24 protein-coding genes are annotated in these 25,653 nt (G+C 74.1%); 12 read left to right on the forward strand and 12 right to left on the reverse strand.

The genetic code is table 11. The features are described from left to right. Positions 1 to 10: 10 nt before the first annotated feature. The 5 genes from HOP40_RS21860 to HOP40_RS21880 are packed head-to-tail and all read right to left on the reverse strand — an operon-like array spanning position 11 to position 4,925. A complete protein-coding gene (locus tag HOP40_RS21860) occupies positions 11 to 1,219 on the reverse strand; it encodes an FAD-dependent monooxygenase (protein WP_172161491.1) in 1,209 nt (402 codons plus the stop codon). Continuing rightward, entirely contained in the window at positions 1,216 to 2,259 is a 1,044-nt protein-coding gene (locus tag HOP40_RS21865; protein WP_172161493.1) for a cupin domain-containing protein, read from the reverse strand. The genes HOP40_RS21860 and HOP40_RS21865 overlap by 4 nt, the downstream gene beginning before the upstream one ends. A 27-nt stretch (positions 2,260 to 2,286) precedes the next feature. Beyond that, positions 2,287 to 3,477 (reverse strand): NAD(P)/FAD-dependent oxidoreductase, encoded by a 1,191-nt coding sequence (locus HOP40_RS21870; protein ID WP_172161495.1) that lies wholly within the window; start codon positions 3,475 to 3,477, stop codon positions 2,287 to 2,289. Position 3,478: 1 nt separating this feature from the next. Then, complete coding sequence (locus HOP40_RS21875) at positions 3,479 to 3,673, reverse strand: ferredoxin (protein WP_172161497.1); 195 nt, start codon at positions 3,671 to 3,673, stop codon at positions 3,479 to 3,481. Positions 3,674 to 3,707: 34 nt separating this feature from the next. Further along, the gene (locus tag HOP40_RS21880; RefSeq protein WP_172161499.1) at positions 3,708 to 4,925 is read right to left on the reverse strand and encodes a cytochrome P450; all 1,218 of its coding nucleotides are present in this window, start codon (positions 4,923 to 4,925) and stop codon (positions 3,708 to 3,710) included. 279 nt (positions 4,926 to 5,204) lie between these two features. Between HOP40_RS21880 and HOP40_RS21885 the strand changes: the two genes are divergently transcribed. The 4 genes from HOP40_RS21885 to HOP40_RS21900 are packed head-to-tail and all read left to right on the forward strand — an operon-like array spanning position 5,205 to position 10,221. After that, a complete protein-coding gene (locus HOP40_RS21885) occupies positions 5,205 to 6,575 on the forward strand; it encodes an MFS transporter (protein ID WP_172161501.1) in 1,371 nt (456 codons plus the stop codon). 53 nt (positions 6,576 to 6,628) lie between these two features. Then, the gene (locus HOP40_RS21890) at positions 6,629 to 8,269 is read left to right on the forward strand and encodes a CocE/NonD family hydrolase (protein ID WP_172161503.1); all 1,641 of its coding nucleotides are present in this window, start codon (positions 6,629 to 6,631) and stop codon (positions 8,267 to 8,269) included. Then, positions 8,269 to 9,219 (forward strand): NADP-dependent oxidoreductase, encoded by a 951-nt coding sequence (locus HOP40_RS21895; RefSeq protein ID WP_172161505.1) that lies wholly within the window; start codon positions 8,269 to 8,271, stop codon positions 9,217 to 9,219. Before HOP40_RS21890 ends, HOP40_RS21895 begins: the two co-directional genes overlap by 1 nt. Before the next feature lie 54 nt (positions 9,220 to 9,273). Continuing rightward, positions 9,274 to 10,221, forward strand: coding sequence for a MarR family winged helix-turn-helix transcriptional regulator (locus HOP40_RS21900; RefSeq protein WP_172161507.1), 948 nt, complete (start codon positions 9,274 to 9,276; stop codon positions 10,219 to 10,221). Here HOP40_RS21900 and HOP40_RS21905 read toward each other — a convergent pair. After that, positions 10,197 to 10,865 carry a VanZ family protein gene (locus HOP40_RS21905; protein ID WP_172161509.1) on the reverse strand — a complete coding sequence of 223 codons (669 nt, stop codon included), beginning with the start codon at positions 10,863 to 10,865 and terminating at the stop codon, positions 10,197 to 10,199. The genes HOP40_RS21900 and HOP40_RS21905 overlap by 25 nt on opposite strands. 111 nt (positions 10,866 to 10,976) lie before the next feature. Between HOP40_RS21905 and HOP40_RS21910 the strand changes: the two genes are divergently transcribed. Both HOP40_RS21910 and HOP40_RS21915 read left to right on the forward strand, forming a co-directional pair. Beyond that, positions 10,977 to 11,681 (forward strand): response regulator transcription factor, encoded by a 705-nt coding sequence (locus HOP40_RS21910; RefSeq protein WP_172161511.1) that lies wholly within the window; start codon positions 10,977 to 10,979, stop codon positions 11,679 to 11,681. Further along, a complete protein-coding gene (locus HOP40_RS21915) occupies positions 11,660 to 12,757 on the forward strand; it encodes a sensor histidine kinase (protein WP_172161513.1) in 1,098 nt (365 codons plus the stop codon). Before HOP40_RS21910 ends, HOP40_RS21915 begins: the two co-directional genes overlap by 22 nt. 24 nt (positions 12,758 to 12,781) lie before the next feature. Here the strand turns inward: HOP40_RS21915 and HOP40_RS21920 are convergent, their stop codons facing one another. Further along, positions 12,782 to 13,501 (reverse strand): SDR family NAD(P)-dependent oxidoreductase, encoded by a 720-nt coding sequence (locus tag HOP40_RS21920; RefSeq protein WP_172161515.1) that lies wholly within the window; start codon positions 13,499 to 13,501, stop codon positions 12,782 to 12,784. A 59-nt stretch (positions 13,502 to 13,560) separates the two neighbouring features. Beyond that, positions 13,561 to 14,544, reverse strand: a complete 984-nt coding sequence (locus HOP40_RS21925) for an AraC-like ligand-binding domain-containing protein (RefSeq protein ID WP_172161517.1) — start codon at positions 14,542 to 14,544, stop codon at positions 13,561 to 13,563. Positions 14,545 to 14,697: 153 nt separating this feature from the next. Between HOP40_RS21925 and HOP40_RS21930 the strand changes: the two genes are divergently transcribed. Beyond that, the gene (locus HOP40_RS21930; protein WP_240157198.1) at positions 14,698 to 15,426 is read left to right on the forward strand and encodes an SDR family oxidoreductase; all 729 of its coding nucleotides are present in this window, start codon (positions 14,698 to 14,700) and stop codon (positions 15,424 to 15,426) included. A gap of 19 nt (positions 15,427 to 15,445) precedes the next feature. Here the strand turns inward: HOP40_RS21930 and HOP40_RS21935 are convergent, their stop codons facing one another. The 4 genes from HOP40_RS21935 to HOP40_RS21950 all read right to left on the reverse strand — a co-directional run bounded on the left by HOP40_RS21935 (position 15,446) and on the right by HOP40_RS21950 (position 20,485). Continuing rightward, positions 15,446 to 16,288: an SDR family NAD(P)-dependent oxidoreductase gene (locus HOP40_RS21935; protein WP_172161521.1), complete on the reverse strand. Its 843-nt coding sequence runs from the start codon at positions 16,286 to 16,288 to the stop codon at positions 15,446 to 15,448. Between the two features lies 1 nt (position 16,289). After that, positions 16,290 to 16,805 (reverse strand): (2Fe-2S)-binding protein, encoded by a 516-nt coding sequence (locus tag HOP40_RS21940; RefSeq protein ID WP_172161523.1) that lies wholly within the window; start codon positions 16,803 to 16,805, stop codon positions 16,290 to 16,292. Positions 16,806 to 16,812: 7 nt separating this feature from the next. Then, on the reverse strand, positions 16,813 to 19,152 hold the full coding sequence (locus HOP40_RS21945) for a xanthine dehydrogenase family protein molybdopterin-binding subunit (protein WP_240157199.1): 2,340 nt from the start codon (positions 19,150 to 19,152) through the stop codon (positions 16,813 to 16,815). 121 nt (positions 19,153 to 19,273) lie between these two features. Then, a complete protein-coding gene (locus HOP40_RS21950; RefSeq protein WP_172161527.1) occupies positions 19,274 to 20,485 on the reverse strand; it encodes a cytochrome P450 in 1,212 nt (403 codons plus the stop codon). Positions 20,486 to 20,659: 174 nt separating this feature from the next. On the opposite strand from HOP40_RS21950, the gene HOP40_RS21955 reads away from it, so the two are divergent. From HOP40_RS21955 to HOP40_RS21975, 5 genes are all read left to right on the forward strand, one after another. Then, positions 20,660 to 22,114 carry an FAD-dependent oxidoreductase gene (locus HOP40_RS21955; RefSeq protein WP_240157200.1) on the forward strand — a complete coding sequence of 485 codons (1,455 nt, stop codon included), beginning with the start codon at positions 20,660 to 20,662 and terminating at the stop codon, positions 22,112 to 22,114. Positions 22,115 to 22,124: 10 nt separating this feature from the next. After that, positions 22,125 to 23,141 carry an LLM class flavin-dependent oxidoreductase gene (locus HOP40_RS21960; RefSeq protein ID WP_172161529.1) on the forward strand — a complete coding sequence of 339 codons (1,017 nt, stop codon included), beginning with the start codon at positions 22,125 to 22,127 and terminating at the stop codon, positions 23,139 to 23,141. Beyond that, positions 23,138 to 24,154 carry a Gfo/Idh/MocA family protein gene (locus tag HOP40_RS21965; RefSeq protein ID WP_172161531.1) on the forward strand — a complete coding sequence of 339 codons (1,017 nt, stop codon included), beginning with the start codon at positions 23,138 to 23,140 and terminating at the stop codon, positions 24,152 to 24,154. Before HOP40_RS21960 ends, HOP40_RS21965 begins: the two co-directional genes overlap by 4 nt. 77 nt (positions 24,155 to 24,231) lie before the next feature. Next, a complete protein-coding gene (locus HOP40_RS21970) occupies positions 24,232 to 25,428 on the forward strand; it encodes a cytochrome P450 (RefSeq protein ID WP_172161533.1) in 1,197 nt (398 codons plus the stop codon). After that, positions 25,425 to 25,649 carry a ferredoxin gene (locus HOP40_RS21975; protein ID WP_172161535.1) on the forward strand — a complete coding sequence of 75 codons (225 nt, stop codon included), beginning with the start codon at positions 25,425 to 25,427 and terminating at the stop codon, positions 25,647 to 25,649. Before HOP40_RS21970 ends, HOP40_RS21975 begins: the two co-directional genes overlap by 4 nt. Positions 25,650 to 25,653: the final 4 nt, after the last annotated feature.

Consider the following 25,653-nt stretch of genomic DNA (forward strand, 5'->3'; position numbering starts at 1 on the left):
TCTCTCCTGCTCACGCCGCGGTCGTCGCGGCGGGGACGTCGGGGTAGGGGTCGGCGTAGAGCCAGTCGACCTCGCTGTAGTCGTCGAAGGCGCGCCCGCGCAGCACGCGGTCGCGCAGCGCCGCGGTGACGTCGTCGTCGGTGTGCCAGATCCGGCCCCACGGCCGGGCCACGCGCTGGCAGCGGCCGGCCCGGGCCAGGCGGCGCTCCTCGTACGCCTTCAACGCCGCCGGCAGGTCGTCGCGGTGGGCGGCGAGGGCGCGGGCGAGCTGGTCGGCGTCCTCCAGGGCCTGGCCGGCGCCCTGGGCGAGGTACTGGAGCATCGGGTGTGCGGCGTCGCCGAGCAGGGCGACCCGGCCCGCGACCCAGGTCGGGATCGGCTCGCGGTCGAACATCGGCCACGACCGGTCCAGGTTGAGCAGCTCCAGCGCGTCGAGCACGGCGGGGCAGCTGTCCGCGAACCGGGACCGCAGGACCGCGGGTGTGCCGTCGGCCGGGTCGTCGGACCCGACGTCGAACACGGCGACCTGGTTGTAGAGCTCGCCGCGGCGCACGGGGTACTGGACGAGGTGGCGGCCGGGTCCGATCCAGATCAGGACGTCGTCCGCGGACGTCTCCCCGGCCACGGTGTCGACGGGGACCGTGCCGCGGTAGGCGGCGTAGCCGCTGAAGACCGGCTCACCGGTGTCGAGCAGCCGCCGCGCCCGGGACCGGAGCCCGTCGGCGCCGATGACGACGTCGGCCCGGTACCGCGCGCCGTCGGCGCAGGAGGCGACGGCGGTGAGCCCGTCGGGGTCGTTGACCACGTCGACGACGGCGCGGTCGTTCTCCAGGGTGACGCCCGGCTCGGCCCGGCAGGCGTCGAGCAGGATCGCCAGCAGGTCGCTGCGGTGCACGACGATGTAGGGGTAGCCGTACCGCCGGCGGAAGGCGTCGCCGAGGGTGAGGGCGGTCAGCCGCTGCCCGGTCCGGGCGTCGAGCAGGACGCCGTGCTGCGGGTGCACGGCCAGGGCCTCGACGGCGTCGAGCACGCCCAGCGCACCCAGCACGCGGGTGGCGTTCGCGCCGACCTGCAGGCCCGCGCCGATCTCGACGAACTCCGGCGCCTGCTCGAGCACGCGGACCGTGCCGCCCCCGCGGGCGATCGACAGGGCGGTGGCGAGCCCGCCGATGCCGCCGCCGAGCACCAGCACCTCGCCGGGTCGGTGGGTGGTCGTCATGAGCTCCTCCGGAAGAGTCCGAGCGCCTCGAGCACCGGGGCGTCGCTGGTGGTGAACACGTCGAGCTCGCGGTCGGCGTGGATCCGCCACGGGGACCAGGACGGGACGACCGCGATGTCCCCGGGCTCGACGTCGAAGAGCCGGTCGCCGATCTCGATGCGGCCGCGCCCGTGCAGCACGGTCAGGACCCGCGAGCCGGTCTGCCGGCTGCTGTCGGTGGCGGCCCCCTCCGCCACGCGCGTGATCTCGCAGCGCATCGTGGGGAGCACGTCCCGCCCGCGGACGGGATCGGTGTAGCGCAGCTCGGCCGCACCGGTCTTCGACACCTCGAGCGCGGAGCGCAGGCCGCGGTCGGTGTCGGCCCACCGGTAGGCGAGCAGGGGGGAGTGGTCGGGCAGCGGCCCGTCGAGCAGCGTCGGGCGCAGACCGGGCCCGCTGCCGAACCGGCGCTCGGACTCCGAGACCGCGTCCGTGCGCCGGTCGGCGGTCGCCGACGGCCCGATCTCGAAGAACACCGCCTCCAGGGCGTGGACCACCGGCAGGTCGAGGACGTCGAGCCACATCATGGACGCGTCACCGGGGTTGTGGTGCTCGTGGAAGGTCCAGCTCGGGGTGAGGACGAGGTCGCCCGCGGACATCGCGATCGGGTCGCCGTCGACGAGGGTCCACACGCCCTCGCCCTCCAGGACGAACCGCAGTGCCGCCGGGGTGTGGCGGTGGGCGGGGGCGACCTCGTGCGGGCCCAGGTACTGCACCGCGGCCCAGAGCGTCGAGCTCACGTAGGGGGCCCCGCCCAGGCCGGGGTTGGCGCAGGCCAGTACCCGGCGGTCGCCACCGCGGTCGACGGGGACCAGCGCTCCGGCCCGTTCGCCCAGCGCCTTCAGCTCGGCGGCGCGCCAGCGGTACGGCAGGGTCCGGGGCACCGGCTCCGGGGTCAGCAGCCCGTGCTGGGTCCACAGCGGTTGGAGGTCCGCCTCGGCCAGGTCGGCGTAGAACCGGTCCAGCGCCGGTTCGTCGGCGGAGAACTTCGTCGTGCTCATGGGTCTTCCTCTCGCTCGGCCGTGCGGTCAGCTCGCGACGGCGAGCACGTCCTCGGCGGGCAGGCCGGTCCGGCCGCGCCACCGGGTGAAGCTGCGGGCGCTGTTCCAGGCGACCACGCCGACGACGGTCCGGTCCGCGACGCCGACCGCCACGAAGCGGTCCTGCGCCGGGTCCCCCTCGACCACCACCGTGCGGCCGTGCTCGGGGAACACCCCGACCGCCTGCAGCCGCAGGTCGCCCTGGTCGCTCCAGGAGTAGCCCGACGACACCAGGTCCTCGCCGTGGCCCAGCAGGTTCAGCGCCGCGCACCGCCCCTGCTCGGAGGCGTTGAGCCGGTGCTCGACCCGGCGGAACCCGTGCGGGGACAGCGGGTCCCGCTGCGCGGCGACGTCCCCGGCGACGGCGATGCCGTCGGCGGCCAGGCACCGGCGGTCGCACGGCACGCCGACCGGGTGGGTCAGGCCGGTGCCGGCGAGCCAGCCGTGTGCGGGCTCCGCCCCGATGGCCCCGACGACGAGTCCGGCGTCGAGCACGGTCCCGTCGGTCAGCCGCACGGCGGCCAGACCCGGTCCGCGCGGCTCGACGCCGACGACCCCGGTCCCCGCCCCCGTCCGGAACACGATGCCGGCCCGTTCGTGCCGGGCCCGCAGGAGGCGCCCGACGACGGCCCCGAGCTGGCGCCGCATCGGGGCGTCCCCGGGATCGACGACGGTGACCTCGCAGCCCCGCTGCCGCGCGGCCGCGGCGACCTCCAGCCCGAGCGGCCCGGCCCCGACGACGACGGTGCGCGGGCGGTGCCGGAGCTGCTCCCGCAGGGCGAGCGCGTCGTCGAGGGTGCGCAGGTGGTGGACCGGCGCGGGGCCCGGGACGCGGCGCGCGTCGACCCCCGTCGCGACGACGAGCCCGTCGAAGGGCAGGACGCGGCCCGAGGCGCCGACGACCTCACGGCGGGCCCGGTCGAGCCCGACGGCCGGGTCGGCCAGCACCACGTCGGCCTGCAGGTCGTCGAACCGCGCCGGCGGCCGCAGGTGCACGTCGTCCGGTCCCTGCTCGCCGAGGAGCACCCGCTTGGACAGCGGCGGACGGTCGTAGGGCGGGTGCGGTTCGGCCCCGAGGAGGGTGACGTGACCGCGGAACCCGGCCTCGCGCAGCGTCTCCAGTGCCGTCAGACCGGCGGCACCCGCGCCGACGACCACGATGCGATCGAGGGGGGCCATGTCAGTCGTGCGTGTGGATGGCGCGGGCGGGGCAGATGCGGGCCGCGTTGCGGGCGGCCTCCACGACCGCGGCGTCCCCGGGTTCGGCGTCGTGCAGGACGACGATGCCGTCGTCGTCCTGGTCGAACACCTGCTCGGCGACGACCACGCACTGCCCGGAGGCGATGCACTTCTCCGGCTCGATCTCGATCTTCATCATCGTCCTTCGCGTCGTCGTCGGGAGGAGTGGGTCACCAGGTGACCGGGAGGTCGTGCAGGCCGTAGAAGACCGAGGTCTGCTTGAACCGCAGCGCGTCGAGCGGCTCGGCCGCCCGCAGGTCCGGGAACCGGCGGAACAGCGTCGGGTAGACGACCTGGAGCTCGACGCGCGCGAGCGGCTGGCCCAGGCACTGGTGCGTGCCGAAGCCGAACGTGAGGTGGTGCCGCGCGTCGCGGCCCAGGTCGAGCACGTCGGGGTCGGGGAAGGCGTCGGCGTCGCGGTTCGCGGAGTCGTTGGCCGCGATCACGCCCTCGCCCGCCCTGATCACCCGGCCGGCGATCTCGATGTCCGCGGTGGCGATCCGGCGCCGTCCGAAGTGGGAGATCGTGAGGTAGCGCAGCAGCTCCTCGACGGCTCCGGCCGCGCGCGCGCCGGGATCGGCCATCAGCCACGCGAGCTGGTCGGGGTGCTGCAGCAGGGCCAGGGTGCCCAGCGCGATCATGCTGGCGGTCGTGTCGTGCCCGGCGGCGAGCAGCAGCCGGAGCGTGTTCAGGGTCTCGGTCAGCGTGATCTCGCCGTCGTCCTGCAGCGAGTTCAGGTGCGAGATCACGTCCGGGCCGGGGTGCGTGCGCTTGTGCTCGACGAGGGTCCGGAAGAAGTCCTGGACCTCCTCGGACGCGCGCAGCGACTCCTCGACGTCGGCGGAGCCCGACCCCAGCACCACGGTGCGCTCCTGGAAGAACTCGTGGTCCTCGTAGGGGACGCCGAGCAGCTCCGCGATCATGTTGCTGGTCACGGGCAGCGCGACGGCGGCGACCAGGTCGGCGGGCTGCGGCCGGGAGGCGAGCTCCTCGACGGCGGCGTCGGCGTGCTCCTGGATGCGGGGGCGCAGGGCCTCGATCCGCTTGACCATGAAGGCCCGGGTGAGCATGCGGCGGTGCCGGGCGTGCTCGGGGTCGTCCATGTTGAGGAACGTGCGGAAGGTCTTCTGCGCGGCGCCCACGCCCGCCCCGAGGTGGGGGTAGCCGGGCTTCGACACGTCCGAGCTCAGCCGCGGGTCGGCGAGCAGGGTCCGCACGTCGTCGTAGCGCGTGACCAGCCAGGCGGGGGTGCCGTCCCAGAGTCGGACGCGGCTGATCGGGTCGTCCCGGCGCAGCCCGCTCATGGCGGACGGCGGCGCGAACGGGCAGCGCATGTCCCGTGAGAACGGGTAGATCGGGCTCTCCGCGACCTCGGCTACCTCGGTCATCGCTCCCTCTTCTCTCTCGCTGGCGAACAAGAACCTGTACGGACGATATGACCGAACGGTAAGAGGTGTCGAACGGCAAGTCAAGGCGCCGGTCGCCTCGTGATCGGTGCAGCCCAGGCGGATTCTGCTGCTTGACACCCCGGGAGGCGGCTGCAACTCTTCCGTCGATAGGAAGTGCACGGAGTACTTCCTACTCCAGGTGGCGCAAGTACCAACCCGGCCGGCTCGATCACGGCGCGCGCCCCGAACCTCGCACCGTTTCTCGATGAGGAGATCCCCATGTCCGAACGCACCGAGGCCGTGCCCGTCCCGCCCGCCTCCTTCGACCGCCGGGAGTACCGGCGCATCCTCGCGTCGAGCTTCCTCGGCACCGCCGTCGAGTACTACGACTTCGTCCTCTACGGCGCGGCCGCCGCGCTCGTGTTCGGGCCGCTGTTCTTCGCCGGGCAGTCGCCGGCCACGGCGCTGATCCTGTCGTTCGCGACGTTCGCGGTCGGCTACCTGGCGCGCCCGCTCGGCAGCGTGATCTTCGGACACCTCGGCGACCGGGTCGGCCGCAAGTCCACCCTGGTGCTCACGATGAGCATCATGGGAGTGGCGTCGACCCTCATGGGCCTGCTGCCCACCAGCGCCCAGATCGGGGCGCTGGCGCCGGTGCTGCTGCTGCTCCTGCGCATCGTGCAGGGCCTGGCCGTCGGTGGTGAGTGGGGCGGCGGCGCGCTGATGGGGCTGGAGAGCGCGCCCCCCGGCGAGCGCGGCTTCGGCGCCTCCGCCGTGACGATGGGTTCCCCGGCCGGCAGCATGACCGCGGCGCTGACGTTCGGCGCCTTCGCGGCGCTCCCCGAGGACCAGTTCCTGTCGTGGGGATGGCGCGTCCCCTTCCTGCTCTCGGCCGTGCTGCTCGGGATCGCGCTGTTCGTCCGGCTGCGCATCGCCGAGAGCCCGATGTTCGTCGCTGCGCAGGCCCGGGCGGAGGCGCAGTCGAAGGAGCGCCGGGCGCCGATCATGGTGGTGCTCACGCGCTACCGCAGGGCGGTGCTGCTCACCGCGCTGGTCAGCTTCGCGGCGTTCGTCCACTCGTCGTTCTACTCGACCTTCGCCCTCTCGGCCGCCCGTACGTCGGGGACCGGGGCTGCACTCGTCCTGGTGACCAGCGCGGCGGCCGGCTTCGTCATGATCTTCGGTGTGATCTTCTTCGCCCGCCTGTCCGACCGGATCGGGCGCAGGCCGGTCCTGCTCATCGGGTGCGGGATCAGCCTGGTCATGGCCGTTCCCTACGTCCTGCTGCTGACCAGCGGGAACTGGGCGGGCGTCCTCGTCGCCTTCGTGCTGACCGGGCTGACGCAGGCGGCGCTGTACGGGCCGCTCGCGGCGTTCATCTCCGAGCAGTTCGAGACCTCGGTCCGCTACACCGGCGCGGGTCTGACCTACCAGATCGGTGCCGTACTGGCCGGCTTCACCCCGATCGTCAGCACGGCGCTGTGGGGACTCGGCCAGAACGTCTTCGGTGCGGAGGGCTCGATGCAGTACGCGTTCGTGGCCGGGTTCATCGTGTGCGGCACGCTGATCTCGCTCGGCGCCCTGCAGTTCGTCGCGGACACCCGGCAGCGCGTGCTGGAGCCGGGCGTCGACGCGCCGGTGTCGGCGTGACCGTCACCGGGAACGACCCGACCCCAGTGGTCCGGGAGAGGGAGGAGAACGGCATGACGACGTTCTGGGTCGACGGTGTCCGTCCCGAGGACGCGGGCTACCCGGGCTTCGCGCCCGGCACGTCCACCGTGGACGGCATGCTGGTCGAGCGCGACGTGACGATCGGCCTGCGCGACGGGGCGCACCTCTACGCCGACGTGTACCGGCCGGCCGCGAGCGCCGACCCGGTGCCGGTCCTGCTGGCGTGGAGCTCCTACGGCAAGCACGGAGGGCTCCGGTTCGAGCAGTTCGGCGCCCACGGCGTGGACGTCGGCGCGTTGTCCGCGCACACGCGGTTCGAGGCGCCGGACCCCGTGTGGTGGACCTCGCGCGGGTACGCCGTCGCGCTGCCGGACCCGCGGGGGTCGTGGAACTCCCCGGGCGACAACGTCCCGTTCGGGCCGCAGGAGGTGTCGGACGCCTGCGACGTGATCGGCTGGCTGGGCCGGCAGGAGTGGAGCAACGGGCGCGTCGGGATGTCCGGGGTCTCCTACTTCTCGATCATCCAGTGGCTCGTCGCGGCACAGCGGCCGGAGCACCTGCACGCCATCAACCCGTGGGAGGGCGTCTCCGACCCCTACCGCGAGCTCTTCCTGCACGGCGGGATCCCGGAGACCGCGTTCATGGGCCAGTGGCAGCGGATGCTGCGCGCGTCCCGGGGCCGGGTCGAGGACTTCGCGGCGTCGATCCGGGCGCACCCGCTGCTCGACGGGTGGGCGCTGTCCAAGACCCCCGACCTCTCGGCGATCGAGGTCCCGGCCTACGTCGTGGCCTCGTGGAGCGATCACGGGCTGCACACCCGGGGCACGCTGGAGGGCTTCCGCCGCATCGCGTCGCGGGAGAAGTTCCTCGAGGTGCACGGCCGCAAGAAGTGGGCGCACTACTACGACGAGCGCTCGCTCCTGCGGCAGGAGGCGTTCTTCTGCACCCACCTCAAGGGCGGGCCGAGCCGGACCGAGGACTGGCCGGAGGTCGAGATCGAGGTCCGCGAGAGGGCCTACGTGGGCGACACCCGGGCGGAGTCGGAGTGGCCGCCCGCGCGCACGCGGTACGAGCCGCTGCACCTGGCGTCAGGCGGACGGCTCTCCCGGGATCCTGTGCAGCAGGAGGACGAGGTCGGCTACGACGCCGCCACCGGGTCGGCGGGGTTCGACCTGGTGTTCGACGAGGACACCGAGGTCACCGGGTACATGGCGCTGCGCCTGTGGGTGGAGGCCCGCGGGTCCGACGACATGGACCTGTTCGTGGGGGTGCGCAAGCTCGACGCGTCCGGTGCCAAGGTCGACTTCCCGTTCTTCGCGAAGTTCGACGACGGCGACGTCGCGCTGGGCTGGCTGCGCGCGTCGCACCGCGAGCTGGACCCGGAGCGGTCCACGCCGTTCCAGCCCGTCCACCCGCACACCCGTGAGCAGCGGCTGGCCGCGGGGGAGGTCGTCCCGGTCGACATCGAGGTCTGGGCGTCCTCCACGCTGTTCGAGCGGGGCAGCACGCTGCGGCTGATCGTGCAGGGGCACGACCTGCGCAGCCACGAGCAGTTCACCTCGCAGCGCCACGACGACACCCGCAACGCCGGCACCCACGTGCTGCACGTGGGCGGGCGCCACGACTCCCACCTGCTGCTGCCGGTGATCGGCGACGCCGCGGGAACCGCGTGATGCGGGCGGTCGCCTGCGACGCGTTCGGGGGCCCCGAGCAGCTGCGGGAGCGCGAGCTGGACCGTCCCCCGGTCGGCCCGAACAGCGTGCTGGTCCGGCTCGCCTACGCCGGGGTCAACCCCGGCGACTCGCGGATCCGGCAGGGCCAGTTCGCGCCGAAGGGACGGCACGTGTTCCCGCTCGTGCTCGGGCTCGAGGGAGCCGGGACCGTCGAGGACGTCGGCATCTCGGGCTCCCGGTTCGAGCCGGGGCAGGCCGTCTACGGGATGTTCATGCACGACTACATGGGAGACGGGACCTACGCGGAGCTCGCGCCGGCGCGGTCGCGGCACCTGGTGGCGGTTCCCGAGGGCGTCCTGATGCGCGACGCCGCCGCGGTGGCGTGTGCCGGCGCGACCGCGCTGGTCCTGGTCGAGGAGCTGCTCGGCGTCGGGCCGGGGGACACGGTCGTCGTCCTGGGCGCGTCCGGCGGGGTCGGGCACCTCGCCGTGCAGCTCGCCGTGGCCGCGGGCGCCCGCGTCATCGGCCTCGCGCGGTCGTCGAACCACGACCTCGTGCGGGAGATCGGGGCGCACGCGGTCGTCGACCACCGGACCGACGACGTGCGCGCCGCGATCGCGGAGCTCGTGCCGGGCGGCGCGGACGCGGCCGTCGACCCGGTCGGCGGTCCGGCGCAGGAGTCGCTGGCCGACCTCGTGCGCACGGGCGGACGGATCGCCTCGTGCGTGCACCCGGCGGCGAGCGGGGTGTTCGCCGCCCGCGACCAGACGGTCCTCTACGAGTTCCTCGAGGCCACGCCGGAGCGGATGACCCGGTTGGACGCGCACCTCGCGGCCGGCCGGGTCCGCCCGCGGATCACCCGGGAGTTCGCGCTCGCCGACGCCGCCGCGGCGCACGAGGCGATCGACGCCGGGGACAACCGCGGCAAGACCGTCCTCCGGATCGACTGACCGCGGCCGTGGGCTACCGTGGCTTCCTACGTACACGTCACGAGCGGGGTGGTCATGGCGGAAGCACCCGGAGCTGCCGCGGCGCTCGCGGGTGTGCGGTCGAGTGGGGGAGTTGCTCCGTCCACGATCCCGCAGCTGGACGCCACCGCGGGGCACCTGGTCCGCCGGGCGCAGCAGGTGCACACCGCGATCTGGTCCGAGGAGCTCGACGGGCACCTCACGAGCCCGCAGTACGCGCTCGTCAGCGCGCTGCGGAACACCCCGGGCCTCGACCAGCGGACCGCGGGGGCCACCGCCTCGCTGGACAAGTCGACGGCCGCCGACGTCGTGGCGCGGCTGGAGCGCGACGGGTGGGTGCACCGCGTGCAGGACCCCCTCGACGGCCGGCGCAAGACGCTGCAGCTGACCAAGATCGCCGGCGCGGCGCTCAACGGTGTGACGCCGCGCGTGCAGAACGTGCAGCGCCGTCTGCTCGAACCGCTGCGGCCCGACGAGCGCGACGACTTCGTGCGGCTGCTGGCCCGCGTCGCGTACGCCGGTGATCCGCCGCCGATGCCGCGTCCGGACGCGCAGGTGGTCAGCGTCAGCACGGCGCCGGGCCACCTCGTTCGCCGCTCGGAGCAGGTGCACGGGGCCCTGTGGGCGGCGCGGATCGACGGGGTGATCACCCCGCCGCAGTACGCGGTGCTCTGCGCGATCGCCGCCAACGACGGCGTGGACCAGTCGACGGCCGGGGACATCGCGTCCCTCGACAAGACCAGCGTCGCCGGTGTCGTGCGGCGCCTGGCCCGCCGCGGGTGGCTCCTGGTCGAGCCCGACGCGTCCGACGGGCGGCGCAAGCGGCTGTCCCTCTCCGCGGTCGCGGTCGCGATGTTCGACGAGGTCACCCCGCAGGTCCTCGCCGTGCAGCGCGAGCTGCTCGCGCCGCTGGACGACGACGAGCAGCGGCGGCTGATCGGCCGGCTGCACACCATCTGCTACGGGCCGACCGGCTCCGCCTGACGCACGGCGGTCCGCCACCACCGCCGCGACGCGCACGCGGCGGGCACGGCGCCGAGGGCGTTGAGCAGCACGTCGTCCACCGACGACACCCGGTCCAGCTGCAGGACGTACTGCGCCGTCTCCACCAGCAGCGAGCACGCCGCCGCGAGCGCCAGGACCCGCGGCACCGACGCCAGGGCGGCGAACCGCACCGGGGCGAAGAACCCCAGGGCCGCGAAGAGCAGGAGGTTGCCGACGATCCCGAGCGTCCCCATCGTGACCAGGTCCTGCAGCGGGACCAGGCTCACCCGGCCCGGGACGACGCCGGCCCCCGACCCCGGCACCAGCGTCATCCACACCAGCGGCACCGTCCCGAGGACCAGCCCCACCTCGGCCGTCGACAGCCGCCACGCCCCGGCGGCGCCGGCGGCCCGGCGCCGGCGCGCCAGGACCCCCACCACCAGCACGGCGGGCGGCAGGGCGACCAGCGTCATCAGCGCCACGCCGTTGACGGTGTCGCCGCAGCCGTTCCACCGGCCGGCCAGGCAGGTCGGGGCGGCCATCAGGAGCGGGCGGCGCAGGACGTGCGCGAGGGCGGCCACGGCGAGGACCGCCAGGGCGAGGAGCACGATCGGCGTGCGGCGGGGCGGAGCGGACAGGGTCATGCGGCCATCCCACCCGGGGCGGTGTTGCGAGAACGTATCCGTTCCCGCGGGCGGTGATCGCGCTTCTCGATACGCCGACGACAGGTCCCGGCCCCTAGCATCGGGACCCTCATGCGCGTGCTGATCGTCGAGGACGAGCCCTACCTGGCCGAGGCCATCCGCGACGGCCTGCGCCTGGAGGCCATCGCGGCCGACATCGCCGGTGACGGCGACACCGCGCTGGAGCTGCTCGACGTCCACGCCTACGACATCGCCGTCCTCGACCGCGACATCCCCGGGCCGTCGGGCGACGAGGTCGCCGCACGGATCGTCGCCTCCGGCAGCGGCCTGCCGATCCTGATGCTCACGGCGGCCGACCGGCTCGACGACAAGGCGTCCGGCTTCGGCCTCGGCGCCGACGACTACCTCACCAAGCCCTTCGACCTCCGCGAGCTCGTCCTGCGGCTCCGCGCGCTCGACCGCCGGCGCGCGCACAACCGGCCGCCGGTGCTGGAGCTCGCGGGCCTGCGCGTCGACTCGTTCCGCCGCGAGGTCCGCCGCGACGGCCACCCCATCGCGCTCACGCGCAAGCAGTTCGCCGTGCTCGAGGTCCTCGTCGCGGCCGGGGGCGGGGTCGTCAGCGCCGAGGAGCTGCTGGAGCGGGCGTGGGACGAGAACGCCGACCCGTTCACCAACGCCGTGCGCATCACCGTCTCGGCCCTGCGCAAGCGGCTCGGCGAGCCCGGGGTCATCGCCACGGTGCCCGGCGTCGGCTACCGCATCGACGTCGACGGCCCGCGCGGGGAGGAGGGGACGTGGACCGGGCGCCCGGGCTGAGCGTCCGCCTCAAGCTGACCCTGAGCTACGCCGGGTTCCTCATGGTCGCCGGGGCCCTGCTGCTCGCCGTGGTGTGGGTGTTCCTGCTGCGCTACGTGCCCGAGGTGATCGTCTCCCCGGTGCCGCCGTCCGGGGCGCCGGGCCTGTTCATCCCGTCGCGCTCGGACCTGCAGCGCGCCTTCGCCCCGCGGGCCGCGGCCGTGCTGGGCTTCCTGCTGGTGTTCGGCCTGCTCGGCGGGTGGGTCCTCGCCGGGCGCATGCTCGCGCCGCTGACCCGGATCACCGACGCCACGCGCCGGGCCGCCGAGGGCTCGCTGGCGCACCGGATCCGGCTGGAGGGCCGCGACGACGAGTTCCGCCGGCTCGCCGACTCCTTCGACGCCATGCTCGCCCGGCTGGAGGCGCACGTCGCCGAGCAGCAGCGGTTCGCGGCGAACGCCTCCCACGAGCTGCGCACCCCGCTGGCGATCACGCAGGCGCTGCTGGACGTCGCCCGCGAGGACCCCGCCCGCGACACCGGCGAGCTCGTCGAGCGCCTGCACGTCGTCAACGCCCGGGCGATCGAGCTCACCGAGGCCCTGCTCCTGCTCAGCCGCGCCGACCAGGGGTCGTTCGGCCGGGAGGAGGTGGACCTGTCGCTGCTGGCGGAGGAGGCGACCGAGACGCTGCTGCCGTTCGCGGAGGAGCGCGGGGTGACCGTCGAGACCACGGGCGACGCCGCCCCCACCACCGGCTCGCCCGCACTCCTGCTGCAGATGACCACGAACCTGGTCCACAACGCGATCGTCCACAACGCGGAGCGGGGCACCGTGGAGGTCGGCACCGGCACCGGCCCCGGCGGCGTGGTGCTCACCGTCGAGAACACCGGCGCGGTGCTGGCGCCGCAGGTCGTCGCCACGCTGGTCGAGCCGTTCCAGCGCGGCGCCGAGCGCACCCGCACCCACCACGCGGGGGCCGGCCTCGGCCTGGCCATCGTCGCCAGCATCGCCCGGGCGCACGGCGGCACCCTCACGCTCGCCCCGCGCGACGGCGGCGGGCTGCGCGTCGTGGTGGAGCTGCCGCAGGCGCGCCGCTGACGTCGGGCGGAGTGGCGGCGTCGCTCAATGCCCCGCGCTCTGGCCGCCGTCGACGTGCAGCGTCTCGCCCGTCACGAACGACGCCGTCTCGAGGTAGAGCACGCCGTGGACGATCTCCTCGATCTCGCCCATCCGCCCGAGCGGGTGCAGCCCGGCGTAGGCGCCGTGGGCCTCGACGGGGTGCATCGGCGTCTTGATGATGCCCGGCGACAGGGCGTTCACCCGCACCCCCGAGCCGGCGAGCTCGATCGCCAGCGACCGCGTCGCGGCGTCCAGCCCGCCCTTGGTGAGCGAGGCGAGCACCGAGGGCACCACGCTCAGAGCGTGGTCGACGAGCGAGGTCGTGACGGTGACGACGTGCCCCGACCCGCGCTCGAGCATGGCCGCGACCGCCCGCTGCGTGATGCGGAAGAAGCCGGCGAGGTTGAGCCCGACCGCGGTGGCGAGGTCGTCGTCGGTGCACGCGGTGAACGGCTTGGCGATGAAGACGCCGGCGTTGTTGACCAGCGTGTCGACCCGGCCGAACCGCTCCAGCGCCGCGTCGACGACGCGGGCCGCGGTCGCGGGGTCGGCGAGGTCGCCGGCGACCGCGAGCACCTGCGGGTCGTCGGACGCGGCGATCGACCGCGACGTCGCGACCACGGCGTACCCGTGCTTGCGGTAGCCCTCCACGACGCCGGCGCCGATGCCGCGCGACGCCCCGGTGACGATCGCGACCCTCTGCTCGCTCGTGACGACGGACATGCTTCCTCCACAGTGGACTCTGCTGGTGCGGCCGTCCGCCGGGTCGGCGGACGGGTGGGTCAGCCGGCCGCGCGGCGCCCGGACCGGCGGATCTCGGTCGCGGTCGTGCCGAACTCGGCCCGCAGCGCGCGGCTCAGGTGCCGCGCGTCGGTCAGCCCCCAGCGCGCGGCCACGGCGGACGCGGTGCGCCCGCGCAGCGACTCGTCGGCGAGGTCGCGGCAGATGCGCTCCAGGCGCTGCGTGCGGATCCAGGCCGAGAGCGTGATGTCGCGCGGGGCGAGGACCTTGTGCAGGTAGCGCACCGACACCGCGTGGGCGCGCGCGACGGACTCGACGGTGAGGCCGGGGTCGGACAGGTGCGCGAGGCAGTGGGCGAGCACGCGGTCGGCGAGGTCGTCGCCCGCCCCGTGCGGCGGGATGTCGACCAGCTCCGCGATGGCCAGCGAGACGATCGCGTCCGCGAGGTACTCGGTGCTGCAGCTCGCCTCGCCCGCGGTGCAGCCGTCGATCTTCGCGGCGAGCGTGCCGAACAGCGTCGCCACGACGTCGCGGGGGCCCGTGTCGGTGGCGACCGCGACGGCCGTGCGCCCGGCGAGGGTGTCGGCGTGCGCGCCCAGCGCCGTCAGCGGGATCGAGACGACGACCATCTCGTAGGCCTCGCGGAACGTCACCTCGTAGGGCCGCGAGGTGACGTAGTTGACCAGGCCCCCGGGCTCGACGAGGCAGCGGCGCCCGTCCTGCTCGACCTCGGCCCGCCCGGTCCGCGGCAGGGCCACGACCAGCACCCCGGGGTCGCCGCTGCCGATCAGGTCGAGCCCGCGCGTCACGGTGCACGGGCTGCCGCTCACCACCGAGACGCGGACGTCGCCGGCGGCGGCGCTGCGCACGGCGCTGTGGAAGACGCCGTCGGTCAGGGGCCGCACGCGGACCGGGGCGGACGACTCGGCCAGCAGGGTCGCGAACCGCGCCCCGTCACCGGTCTCGGCCGCCGCGACGAGGTGCCGCACCGGTGCCACCGCCGCCGACGGACGCTGCGGACCCATGCTCCACCTCCCGCTCAGCGGGGCTCGTCGGCCCCGCTGCCCGGGACAGTAGGGGGACGCGGGCCCCCGCAGGCACCACTGCGGGCACCGGATCGCGCCAGTTCGTGCACCCGCCCCCGCCCCGCCTTGATCCACGCCGCCGCACCTGGTCCGATGGGCGGCGTGGACCTCGGGATCTCGGGACGTCGGGCGGCGGTGGCCGCGGCCAGCGGTGGGTTGGGCTTCGCGTGCGCCGCGGCGCTCGCGGCGGAGGGGGCGCGGGTCACGATCTGCGGCTCCGACGAGGCGCGCGCGATGGACGCCGCCGAGCGGATCGGGGCCGCGTTCGTCGTGGCCGACCTGACCCGGCCCGAGGAGGGCACGCGGTTCGTCGAGGAGGCGGGCCGGCTGATGGGGGGCGTCGACATCCTCGTCACCAACGGCCCCGGTCCGGCCCCCGGCACGGCGCTGGAGACGCCCGCCGAGGCCTACCCGGCGGCGCTGGAGCGCAGCCTGCTCGCGGTCGTGCACATGTGCCTGGCCGCCATGCCTGCGATGCGCGCGTCCGGGTGGGGGCGGATCGTCGCGATCACGTCGCTGGGCGTGCGCCAGCCCTACCCGAACCTCGTGCTGTCCAACACCGCACGGGCCGGGGTCACCGGCTTCCTCAAGACGCTCGCCACGGAGTCGGCCGCCGACGGCGTCACCGTCAACTCGGTGCTCCCGGGCTTCCACGACACGGCGCGGCTGCGCAGCATGAACGACGGCGGCCTGCCCGACGTCCCGGTCGGCAGCGCCGACGACTTCGGCGCGGTGGTCGCGTTCCTGTGCTCGCGGCAGGCCGGGTTCCTCACGGGGACGGCGGTGCCGGTGGACGGCGGGGCCCACCGCGCGCTGCTCTGAGCGCGGCGGACCCCGCCCGCTAGCGGGCCCCCTGCCCCGCGTCGACGCGCAGGACGTGACCGGTGATCTGGTCGGCGTTGTCGGAGGCGAGGAACAGCACGGCGTCGGTGATGTTGTGCATCTCCGTCCGCCACTTCGGCCCCGGCATGTTGCCGGCGGAGGAGAACATCTCGTAGGCGTCGTCGGCGGTCATGCCGACCTCGCCGGCCAGCCCGAGCACCATCCCGGACCCCTGGCCCTCGCCGGGGCGGATGGTCGCCGGGGCGACGCAGTTGACGTTGATGTCGAACTCCGCGAGCTCGAACGCCCACGCCGACGTGAGGCCCTGGATGGCGTGCTTGGCCGCGACGTAGTGCGAGAGCTGGGCGTGCCCGGACCCGGTCACGCCCGACGAGATGTTGACGATCTTGCCCGACCGCCGTCCGATCATGTTCGGCACGACGTACTTGGCGACGTACACGTGGCCCTTGACGATCGTGTCGAACACCGCGTCGAGGACGTGGCTGCGCATGCCCTGGATCGTGTCGAGCGCGGCGACGCCGGCGTTGCACACCAGGATGTCGATGCGGCCGTCGAAGAAGTCGAGCGCCTTCGCGACCGAGGACTCCACCTGGCTCTCGTCGCGGATGTCGCAGGGCAGCGGGATGACCCGGCGGTCGAGGTCCTCGATGGCGGCGACGGTGTCGTCCAGCATCGCGGCGGTGGCGAGCGGGTAGATGTCGGCGATCGGCTCGGTGATGTCGAGCGCGGCGATGTCGGCGCCCGCATCGGCGAAGGCCTTGGCGTGGCTGAAGCCCTGCCCCTTCGCCGCCCCGGTGATCAGGACGTTCTTCCCCTCGAGCCCGCGGAGCACGGCGGCCACGTCAGCTCCCCTCGGCGTGTGCGGCGTGGGCGGTGGCGGCGGTGCCCGCGCCACCGTGGGCGGCGGCCCATCGGACGGAGTCGACGATCATGTCGTAGCCGGTGCAGCGGCAGAGGTTGCCCTCGATGCCCTCGCGGATGGCGTCGTCGTCGGGGTCGGGCTGCTCGAGCAGCAGCCCGGTGGCGGACATGACCATGCCCGGCGTGCAGTACCCGCACTGCAGCCCGTGGCAGGCCTGGAAGCCCTTCTGCACCGGCGACATCTCGCCCTCCTCGTCGAGGCCCTCGACGGTCAGGACGTCGGTGCCGTCGGCGGTGACGGTGAGGACCGTGCACGACTTCACGGTCCGCCCGTCGACCATCACGGTGCAGGCGCCGCAGTTGGAGGTGTCGCAGCCGACGTGGGTGCCGGTGAGCGCGCGGGTCTCGCGCAGGTAGTGCACGAGCAGCTGGCGGGCCTCGACCTCGTCCTCGCCCGCCGTGCCGTTGACGGTGATCCGGACCTTGTGGTGGGACATGGAGGAATCAGCTCCCGTTCTGGTGGGCGGACTCGGACTGCGAGGCCAGCGCGGCGTTCAACGTCCGCCAGACCTTCTGCGGGGTGCAGGGCATGTCGATCGTGCGGACCCCGAGGTGGCCCATCGCGTCGACGACGGCGTTGACGACGGCCTGCGGGGCCGCGGTGGCGCCGGACTCGCCGAGGCCCTTGGCGCCCAGCGGGTTGAAGCTCGTCGGCGTGACGACGTGGTCGGTCTCGTAGCGGGGGAGGTCCTTGGAGGAGGGCAGCGTGTAGTCGACGAGCGTGCCCGCGCCGGGCTGCCCGTCGGCGCCGTAGGTGACCTCCTCGATCAGCGCCTGCGCGATCCCCTGCGCGACGCCGCCGTGGATCTGGCCCTTCGCCATCAGCGGGTTGATCACCGTGCCGCAGTCGTCGACGGCGACGTAGCGGCGGATGCGCACCTTGCCGGTGCCGCGGTCGATCTCGACGACGCAGCAGTGCGCGCCCGAGGGGTAGGACAGGTTGCTCGGCTCGTGGAACGCGGTCTCGTCCAGGCCGAGGTCGAAGCCGTCGGGCAGCAGGTGCGGCTTGAACGCGCGCACCGCGACCTCGGCCATGTCGACGCCCTGCTGGGGCGCGCCGCGCACGGAGAAGCGGCCGTCGGCGAGCTCGATGTCGGACTCGTCGGCCTCCAGCATGTGCGCCGCGATCCGGATGGCCTTGTCGCGCACCTTGTTGGCCGCCTTGAACACCGCCGAGCCGCCGACCGGCACGCCGCGGCTGCCCATCGTGCCGATGCCCTCCTGCACGGTGGCGGTGTCGCCGTGGATCAGCGTGATCCGCTCGAACGGCACCGACAGCTGGTCGGCCACGATCTGCGCGAACGCGGTCTGGTGGCCCTGCCCGTGCGGGCTCGTGCCGACCTTGATCACGGCGGAGCCGTCGACGTTGAGCCGGACGTTGGCCGACTCCCAGCCGCCGACGTAGCCGAACTGCTCGAACAGCGGGGTCGGGCCGAAGCCGCCCATCTCGACGAACGTCGAGAACCCGATGCCCAGCAGCGGCGCCTCCGGGTCGTTGCGCAGCGCGGCCTGCTCCGTCCGCAGCGCCTCGTAGTCGACGTGCTCGAGGAGCTTGTCCAGGCAGCCCGGGAAGTCGGCCTCGTCGTAGACGATGCCCTCGAACTGCGTCGCGTAGGGCATCTCGCCGGGCTGGACGAAGTTGGCGCGCCGGACCTCGAGGGGGTCCATGCCCAGCTCGGCGGCGACGTGGTCGACGACCCGCTCGATCATGTACGAGGCCTCGGGGCGCCCGGCGCCGCGGTAGGAGCCGACCGGGGTGGTGTTGGTGACGACCGAGCGGAAGCTGGGCGCGATCGTCGGGATCCGGTAGCAGCCGCCGGACATGAACGAGGTGAGCGTGGGCAGGCCGATGCCGGTGGCGTCGGGCCAGCCGCCGCAGTCCTGCGTGATGCGGACGCGCAGGGCGAGCAGGCGGCCCTCGTCGTCGAAGCCGACCTCGACGTCGTGCTGCTGGGCCCGCCCGTGGACCATCGACGTCATGTTCTCGCTGCGCGTCTCCACGTACTTGACGGGGCGGCGCAGCCGGCGGGAGAGCTCCGCGGTGAGCAGGAACTCCGGGTAGAACGAGGCCTTCGCGCCGAAGCCGCCGCCCACGTCGGGCGCGACGAACCGCACCTCCTGCTGGGACAGCCCGAACATCTGCGCGATCTCGTTGCGCATGTGGTGCGGGGTCTGGCTGGTGCCCCAGATCGTCAGGCCCGAGGACTGCCAGTCGGACAGGCAGACGGTCGGCTCCATCGGCACGGCGGCGCAGCGCTGGTTGACCAGCGCGAACGCGAGCCGGTGCGGGGCGGCGGCGAGCTCGGCCTCGGCGTCGGTGGCCGAGAGCTGCTGCTCCAGGACCACGTTCGAGGGCAGCCCGTCGAGGATCGGCGTCGCGCCCTCGGCCGTGGCCGCGGCGATCGAGGCCATGACCGGCAGCTCCTCGTACTCCACGACGACGGCCTCGGCGGCGTCGGCGGCGAGGTAGCGGTCGGTGGCGACGACGACGGCCACCGGCTCGCCGACGAAGTGGACCTTGCCCGTGGCCAGGCACGGGCGCTCCATGCCGGGGACGGAGCGGGTGGCGGGCAGGCCCTCCAGGTCGGCGTGGGTCCACACCCCGAGCACGCCGGGCAGCCGCGCCGCCTCGGCGGTGTCGATCGACACGATCCGCGCGTGGGCGAGGTAGCTGCGCACGAAGACCATGTGGACGGTGCCGGGGAGCCGGATGTCGTCGACGAACGTGCCGCGTCCGGTGAGCAGGGCGGGGTCCTCCTTGCGGACCACCGATGCACCGACCATGGATCCCATGCTGCGGACCTCCTCGTCTCCAGCGACCTGTGCCCGCAGTCACGGACTCCGGCGTTAGGAACCTAACGTCGAGGCTGACCGAGGGCAAGGATCACCATGGGCCACCGGACGATCACGGGGCGTCGAAGACCACCGGGTAGGCGGCGAAGTGGTCGCGCGCCGAGTGCGGGTCGCGCCGGGGCGGGTCGGCGGGATCGGGCCGGGCACCGGCGGTGAGCAGGGCGTCGAGCATGAGCGTGACGGTGCCGAGCACCTGCTCGTGGGCCTGCTCCGGGGTGGGCTGCTCGGGCGACGGCACGCCGCCGGCGAGCTCGGTGCCGATGCAGGCGTGCATGCCGCCGCCGAAGGCGTGGCCCCAGCGCGGGACGTCGGCGGGGACCTCCCGCATCGGGTCGTACTCCTCGGGCCGCTCGAACACCCGCGCGTCGCGGTTGGCGCCCGCGATGTCGAGCACCACGAACGACCCCTCGGGGATCTCGGTGCCGCCGCGCAGCGTGATGGGCGCGAGGGCGCGGCGCTGGGCCACCGGGCTCGCCGGGTGCAGCCGCAGCGTCTCGTAGACGCAGCGCTGCAGCAGCGCCGGGTCGCGGCGGGCGCGGTCGGCCGCCTCCGGGTCGCGCTGCGCCCAGGTGAACCAGTCGTCGGCGGCGTGGCTGAACGCGTCGGCCGTGCTGTGCGAGCCGGCCTGCAGGTAGAAGGCGCACTCGCGGCGCAGGACGTCCTCGTCGATGCCGAGCTCGTCCCAGTTGCGCAGCAGCGCGGTGAGGACGTCGCGGGGCAGGTCGTCCTCGGTGACCTCCCCGGCGGCGAACCGCTCCAGCAGCGCGCGGCGCCGGGTGATCGAGGGCTGCAGGAAGACGCGGTCGAAGTCGTCGAGCGCGGCCTGCACCTCGGCCCGCACGACCTCGGGGTCGCGGGTGGTGTGCACCATCGTCGCGCCCTCGGAGAACTTCTTGGCGAACCGGTAGAGCTCGTCGGTCTCCTCGGGGCTGCCGGTCGGCTGGTCGATCCCGGCCACCATCGCCGTCAGGTTCATGATCGTGCGGTAGCCGATCTCCAGGAGGTCGGCGCGGCCGGCGGCGCGGAACGGCGCGAGCGTGTCGTGCACGACGTCGCGCAGGAACGCCTTCTCCCAGTACCGGAACGTGCCGCGGCGGAACAGGCGGTTCTCGACGCGGCGCCGGCGCCGGTGCTCGCCGCCGTGCAGCACGAGCAGGCTGTCGGCCATCACGACCCCGCCGGCGTCGTAGAGCGCCTGCTTCAGGTCGTGCTGGCGGTAGGCCTCGCGGACGTCCGCGTACCCGTCGAGCGTGATCGTCTGCATGGCCCGCCTCGCTGCGTCCGGCGCCGGAATGCGGCGTGCTGTCCCTAGCGACGCTAGCAACGGCGGGTCGCCGACGTCCAGAGCGCAGGCGTGCGTCGTCAGTCCCTTGACGACGCTCCGGCGCTGCGGGAGTCTCGGTGACCCAGCCCACTCGGAGGACACTCGGAGGACAGCGTGGCCGAACCCGTCCGGACCCTCACCGCCGACGTCGTCGTGCTCGGCACCGGCCCCGCCGGCATGGCCGCCGTCGCCGAGGCGGCCGCGGAGGGGGCGGAGGTGGTCGCCGTCGAGGCGATGGAGCACATCGGCGGCAACGCGGTCTGGTCCACCGGCTACCTGGCCTTCGTCGACTCGGAGATGCAGCGCGAGCAGGGCATCACCGACGACGTGGAGACCTTCGTCGCCGACGCCCGGGCGATGGTCGAGGAGGCGCGCGACCGGTTCGGCGTCGAGTGGGACGAGGAGCTGGTGCGGCTGTTCGCCCGCGAGAGCGCGGAGACCTACCGCATCCTCACCGGGCGCGGCGTGCGCTTCTCGCGGTTCATCCCGCGGCCGCGCCAGCACACCGTCGACCGGATGGCCGCCGTCGAGGACAGCTGGATGCTGGGCCGGGCGTTCCGGCCGGACTTCGACCTGCCCGCCGTCACCACGCTGTTCGAGACGGTCGCCGACCGGCTCGTCACCGAGGACGGCCGGGTCACCGGCGTGCTCGCGCACGGCCTGGCCGACGGGCAGCGGTACGCGCTGCACGCCCGGCGCGGGGTCGTGCTGGCCACCGGTGGCTACCAGTCCAACCCCGAGCTGCGCCGCCGCTACCAGCCGGAGTTCGTCGCCCGGGCCCCCTACCTGGGCGTCGACACCTGCCGCGGCGACGGGCACCTGATGGGCCAGGCCGTCGGCGGCGACCTCGTCAACATGACGTTCGTGCCGCCGCTGGTGATCGTGTCGTCGTCGGTGGTGGAGGACGCGATCGCGGTCAACGCGGCGGGGGAGCGGTTCCACGACGAGGCGGGCCCCTACGAGGAGCGCGTCGAACGGCTGCACGAGCAGCCCGGGCGCCGCGCCTGGTACGTCGTCGACGAGGAGGTGGCGCGCGAGAAGGCCGGCCTGATCGGGCAGATGCCCGAGCCGCCCGTGCAGGCCGACACCCTCGACGCCCTGGCCGACGCCATCGGGGTCCCCGCCGCCGCGCTGACCCGCACGGTCGAGGGCTGGAACGCGTTCCTCGCCACCGATGCCGAGCAGGACCCGGAGTTCGGCCGCGTCGTGCTGCCGCCGCGCCGGCGCCGCTGCGCCACCGCGCCGTTCACGGCCGTGCCGATGGTGGAGGGCGTCAACTTCTGCTGCGGCGGGTTCCGCGTCACCACCGACCTGCAGGTCGTCGACGTGTTCGGCACGCCGATCAGCGGGCTGTTCGCCGCCGGCGACTGCGTCGGCGGCCTCAACCCCGTCTCCGACCTCGGCGGCGTCCACATCTGCGGCGGCCTCACCCTCGGGCGCCTGGCCGGGCGCGCCGCGGCCCGCGGCGTCGACGACCGCGCGCACCACGGCACCGTCCTGCACGCGGGGATGCCCTCGATGCTCGACACGAAGATCGCGCTGGTCCACCTCGACACCCCCCGTTCCTGAGGAGTCACCGATGTCCGTCGGAGTCCTGTTCACGCAAGGCCTGGTCACCGGAGACCCGCACACCGTGCTGGGGGAGATCCTCGAGCAGGCCGAGGCCGCCGACCGGCTCGGCTTCTCCGCCGCGCTGACCACCGAGCACAAGTACTCCGAGGAGTACTTCGGCTCGCCGCTGCACCTGGCCTTCGCGATCGCGGCGCGCACGCGCCGGGTGAAGGTCGGCACGGCCATCGCGATCGCGCCGCTCTACAACCCGGTGGAGCTCGCGCAGGACGCCGCCATGCTCGACCAGCTCTCCGGCGGCCGCGCCTGGCTCGGACTGGGCGCGGGCTACATGCCCGTCGACTACTCGACGGTCGGCGTGAGCTGGGACGACCGCGCCCAGCGCTTCGACGAGACCGTGCGCATCCTGCGGGCCGCGCACACCCGGGACCGGTTCTCCTTCGCCGACGAGATCTACTCCTTCGACGACGTGTCGGTCATCCCGAAGCCCGTGCAGGCCGGGGGCGTGCCCCTGCACCTCGCGGCGTGGACGCCCGGCGGCCTGCGCCGCGCCGGCCGCCTCGCCGACGGCTGGATCACCAACGCGCTCATGTCGCTGCCGACGATGTCGGCGATGGCCGCGGACTACCGCGCCGCCGCCGAGGCGCAGGGTCGCACGCCGCACGTCACGTCGATCCGGTTCTGCTGGCCCTACACCTCACGGGAGGCGGCGCTGGAGGAGTTCGGGGACACGGCGCTGGCCATGGCCCGCACGCTGTTCGACTACGGCGCGATCACCGACCTGCCCGGCGTCACGTCGTCGTCGGAGATCACGCTCGAGGAGTTCGTCAAGGACCGCTTCGTGTTCGGCACGCCGCAGGAGTGCGTCGAGACGATCGGGCGCTTCCGCGACGAGGCCGGCGTCGACGACTTCCTGATGATCTTCCGCTACCCGACCGGGCCCGACAACGCCGCGGTGCTGCAGGCGATGGAGCTGTTCGGGACCGAGGTGCTGCCCGCGCTGGAGCGGCCCGCGGTGCCGGCGTGACGGCGCGCTCCCCGCTGCGCGTCGGGATCGTCGGCGTCGCCTACGCCGAGGGCACGCACCTGCCGGCCTACGCGGCGCTGGCGGCCGAGGGGCTGGTGGAGCTGGTCGCCGTGGCGACCGCGCACCGCGACACGGCCGAGGCGGCGGCGCAGGAGCACGGCATCCCGCGGGCCCACGTCGGGTTCCAGGCGCTGTGCGCCGACCCGGACGTCGACCTCGTCGACGTCGCCACCCGGCCCAGCCGCCACCGGCCCATGGTCGAGGCGGCGCTGGCCGCGGGCAAGCGGGTGCTGTGCGAGGCCCCGCTCGCGCCGACCGTCGCGGACGGGGAGGCGATGCTCGGGGCGGCGGGCGACCGCGGGTTCGTCGACATGCAGTCGCGGTTCTGGCCGGGGGTCACCGAGCTGCGCAGGCTGGTGGCCGACGGGTACGTCGGGCGGGTCGACAACGTCGCCGCCACCGCGCTCTACCCGACGTTCACCACGGAGCGGGCGATCGCCTCGTCGGGCTGGTGCGCCGACGCCGCGCACGGCGCGAGCTCGCTGCGGGTGCACGGCCTGCACACCGCCGACCTGCTGCGGTTCGTCTTCGGCGACCTCACCGACGTGCGGGGGAGCGCGGCCCGCCGCGAGCCGCTGTGGGACGGGCGGGTGCCGGCCGACAGCGTCGACTCCGCGGCGTGGACGGCGCGCACGCCCGACGGGGCGGTCTGCTCGGTGCACTCGTCGTGGATCGCGCGGTTCGGCGCCGGCTTCCGGCTCGTCGTCCACGGCTCCGAGGGGATGCTGCTGGCCGAGGCGGCCGGGCACACCGGGCACTTCCCGGTGCGGCTCTCGGGCGCCCGGGTCGGGGACGACGCGCCGCGCGAGCTGGTGGCGGCGTCGGGGTCCCCGGTCGAGCCGTTCACGCGGCTCGTGCGGGCCCTCGCGACGGGCGACGCCGCCGACGTCCCGACGTTCGCCGACGGGCTCGCCGCCCTGCGGATCGCCGGGGCCGTCGAGACTGCCCGATGACGGCGACCGGTTGACGTGAGGGCACTAACGACTACCGTCCTGGTGGAGCACGAGGCACCGGCGCCGAGGAGAGAACCATGACCGCAGCCGTCGTCCCCGAGGTCGTCGTCCTGACGTCGTTCGCCGACGCGAAGGACGCCTACCGCAACAAGGACCTGCGCCAGTCGCTCTACGACGAGGGCGAGGTCGTGATGGCCGACGTCCTGGTCAACCTGCACGGCGCCGAGCACCGCGACCGCCGCCGCGTCGAGAACCGGCTGTTCCGCCGCGACGTCTTCGAGCGCTACGAGCGCGACCTGTTCCCCGAGGTCACCGAGCGCACGCTCGCGCCCTACATCGAGGCGGGCGGGGTCGACCTCGTGCACCTGGGCCACGAGCTGATGCTCAACCTCGCGGCCGTGACCGCCGGCGTCGACCGGCCGCAGGGCACCGCCGAGGAGACCGGCCGGCTCTACGACTACATGATGCGGTTCATCGAGGGCGCCACCCTCGCGCACTCCACCGGCGACAAGGCGGCGCAGGCCGTGGCGATCGCGCAGGCGCTGGAGGACTGGGACGCGGAGTTCCTCGCGCCTTCGATCGCCCGCCGCCGGGCGCTGCCGCCCGAGGAGCAGCCCCGCGACGTGCTCTCGACGCTGCTGCAGCACCAGGACGAGCTGGACCTGCCGCCCCACGTCGTCCGCCGCGAGGTCGCGTTCTACCTGCTCGCGGGCGGGCACACCAGCGCCACCGCGTTCGTGCGGGCGATCGACCACATGCTCGGCTGGTTCGACGCCCACCCCGAGCAGCGCGACCGCGCCGGCGACCCGCTGTTCGTGCAGCGCTGCATCCACGAGACCGTGCGCCTCAACCCGTCGAGCCCCACCGGCCGCCGCCGCGCGCTGGCACCGGTGCGGCTGCGCTCGGGCGTCGAGATCGCGGAGGGCGCCACCGTCGTCATCGACCTCATGGCGGTCAACCGGGACGTCGAGCTGTTCGGGCCCGACGCCGCCGCGTTCGACCCCGACCGCGTGCCGCCGCCGGGCGTCGCGCCGTTCGGGCTGAGCTTCGCCGCGGGGATGCACGTCTGCATCGGGCAGGACCTCGCCGCGGGCGTCGTCGCGCGGCCGGACACCGATCCCGACGCGCACCTGTTCGGCCTGGTCACCGGGGCGGTCGGGCAGATGTTCGCCGCCGGTGTGCGGCGCGACCCGGAGCACCCGCCGCAGCGCGACGCCGCCACCGCCCGCCCCTACTGGGGCACCTACCCGGTGCTGCTGGGGGGTGCGCGGTGAGCTACCGCATCTCCGTCGACCGGGACGTCTGCATCAGCTCGGGCAAGTGCGTCGCCGAGGCCCCGGACCTGTTCGACTTCGACGACGACGACCTCGCGGTGCTCGTCCCGGGCGCCCCGCAGCCCGCCGACGCCGTGCAGGTCGAGCTCGCCCGCACGTGCCCGTCCGGGGCGCTGCGGGTGCACGACGCGGAGACCGGCGACGAGGTCGACGTCTTCTGAGGCC

The organism is Pseudonocardia broussonetiae (genome assembly GCF_013155125.1).
Taxonomy (GTDB): Bacteria; Actinomycetota; Actinomycetes; order Mycobacteriales; family Pseudonocardiaceae; genus Pseudonocardia; species Pseudonocardia broussonetiae.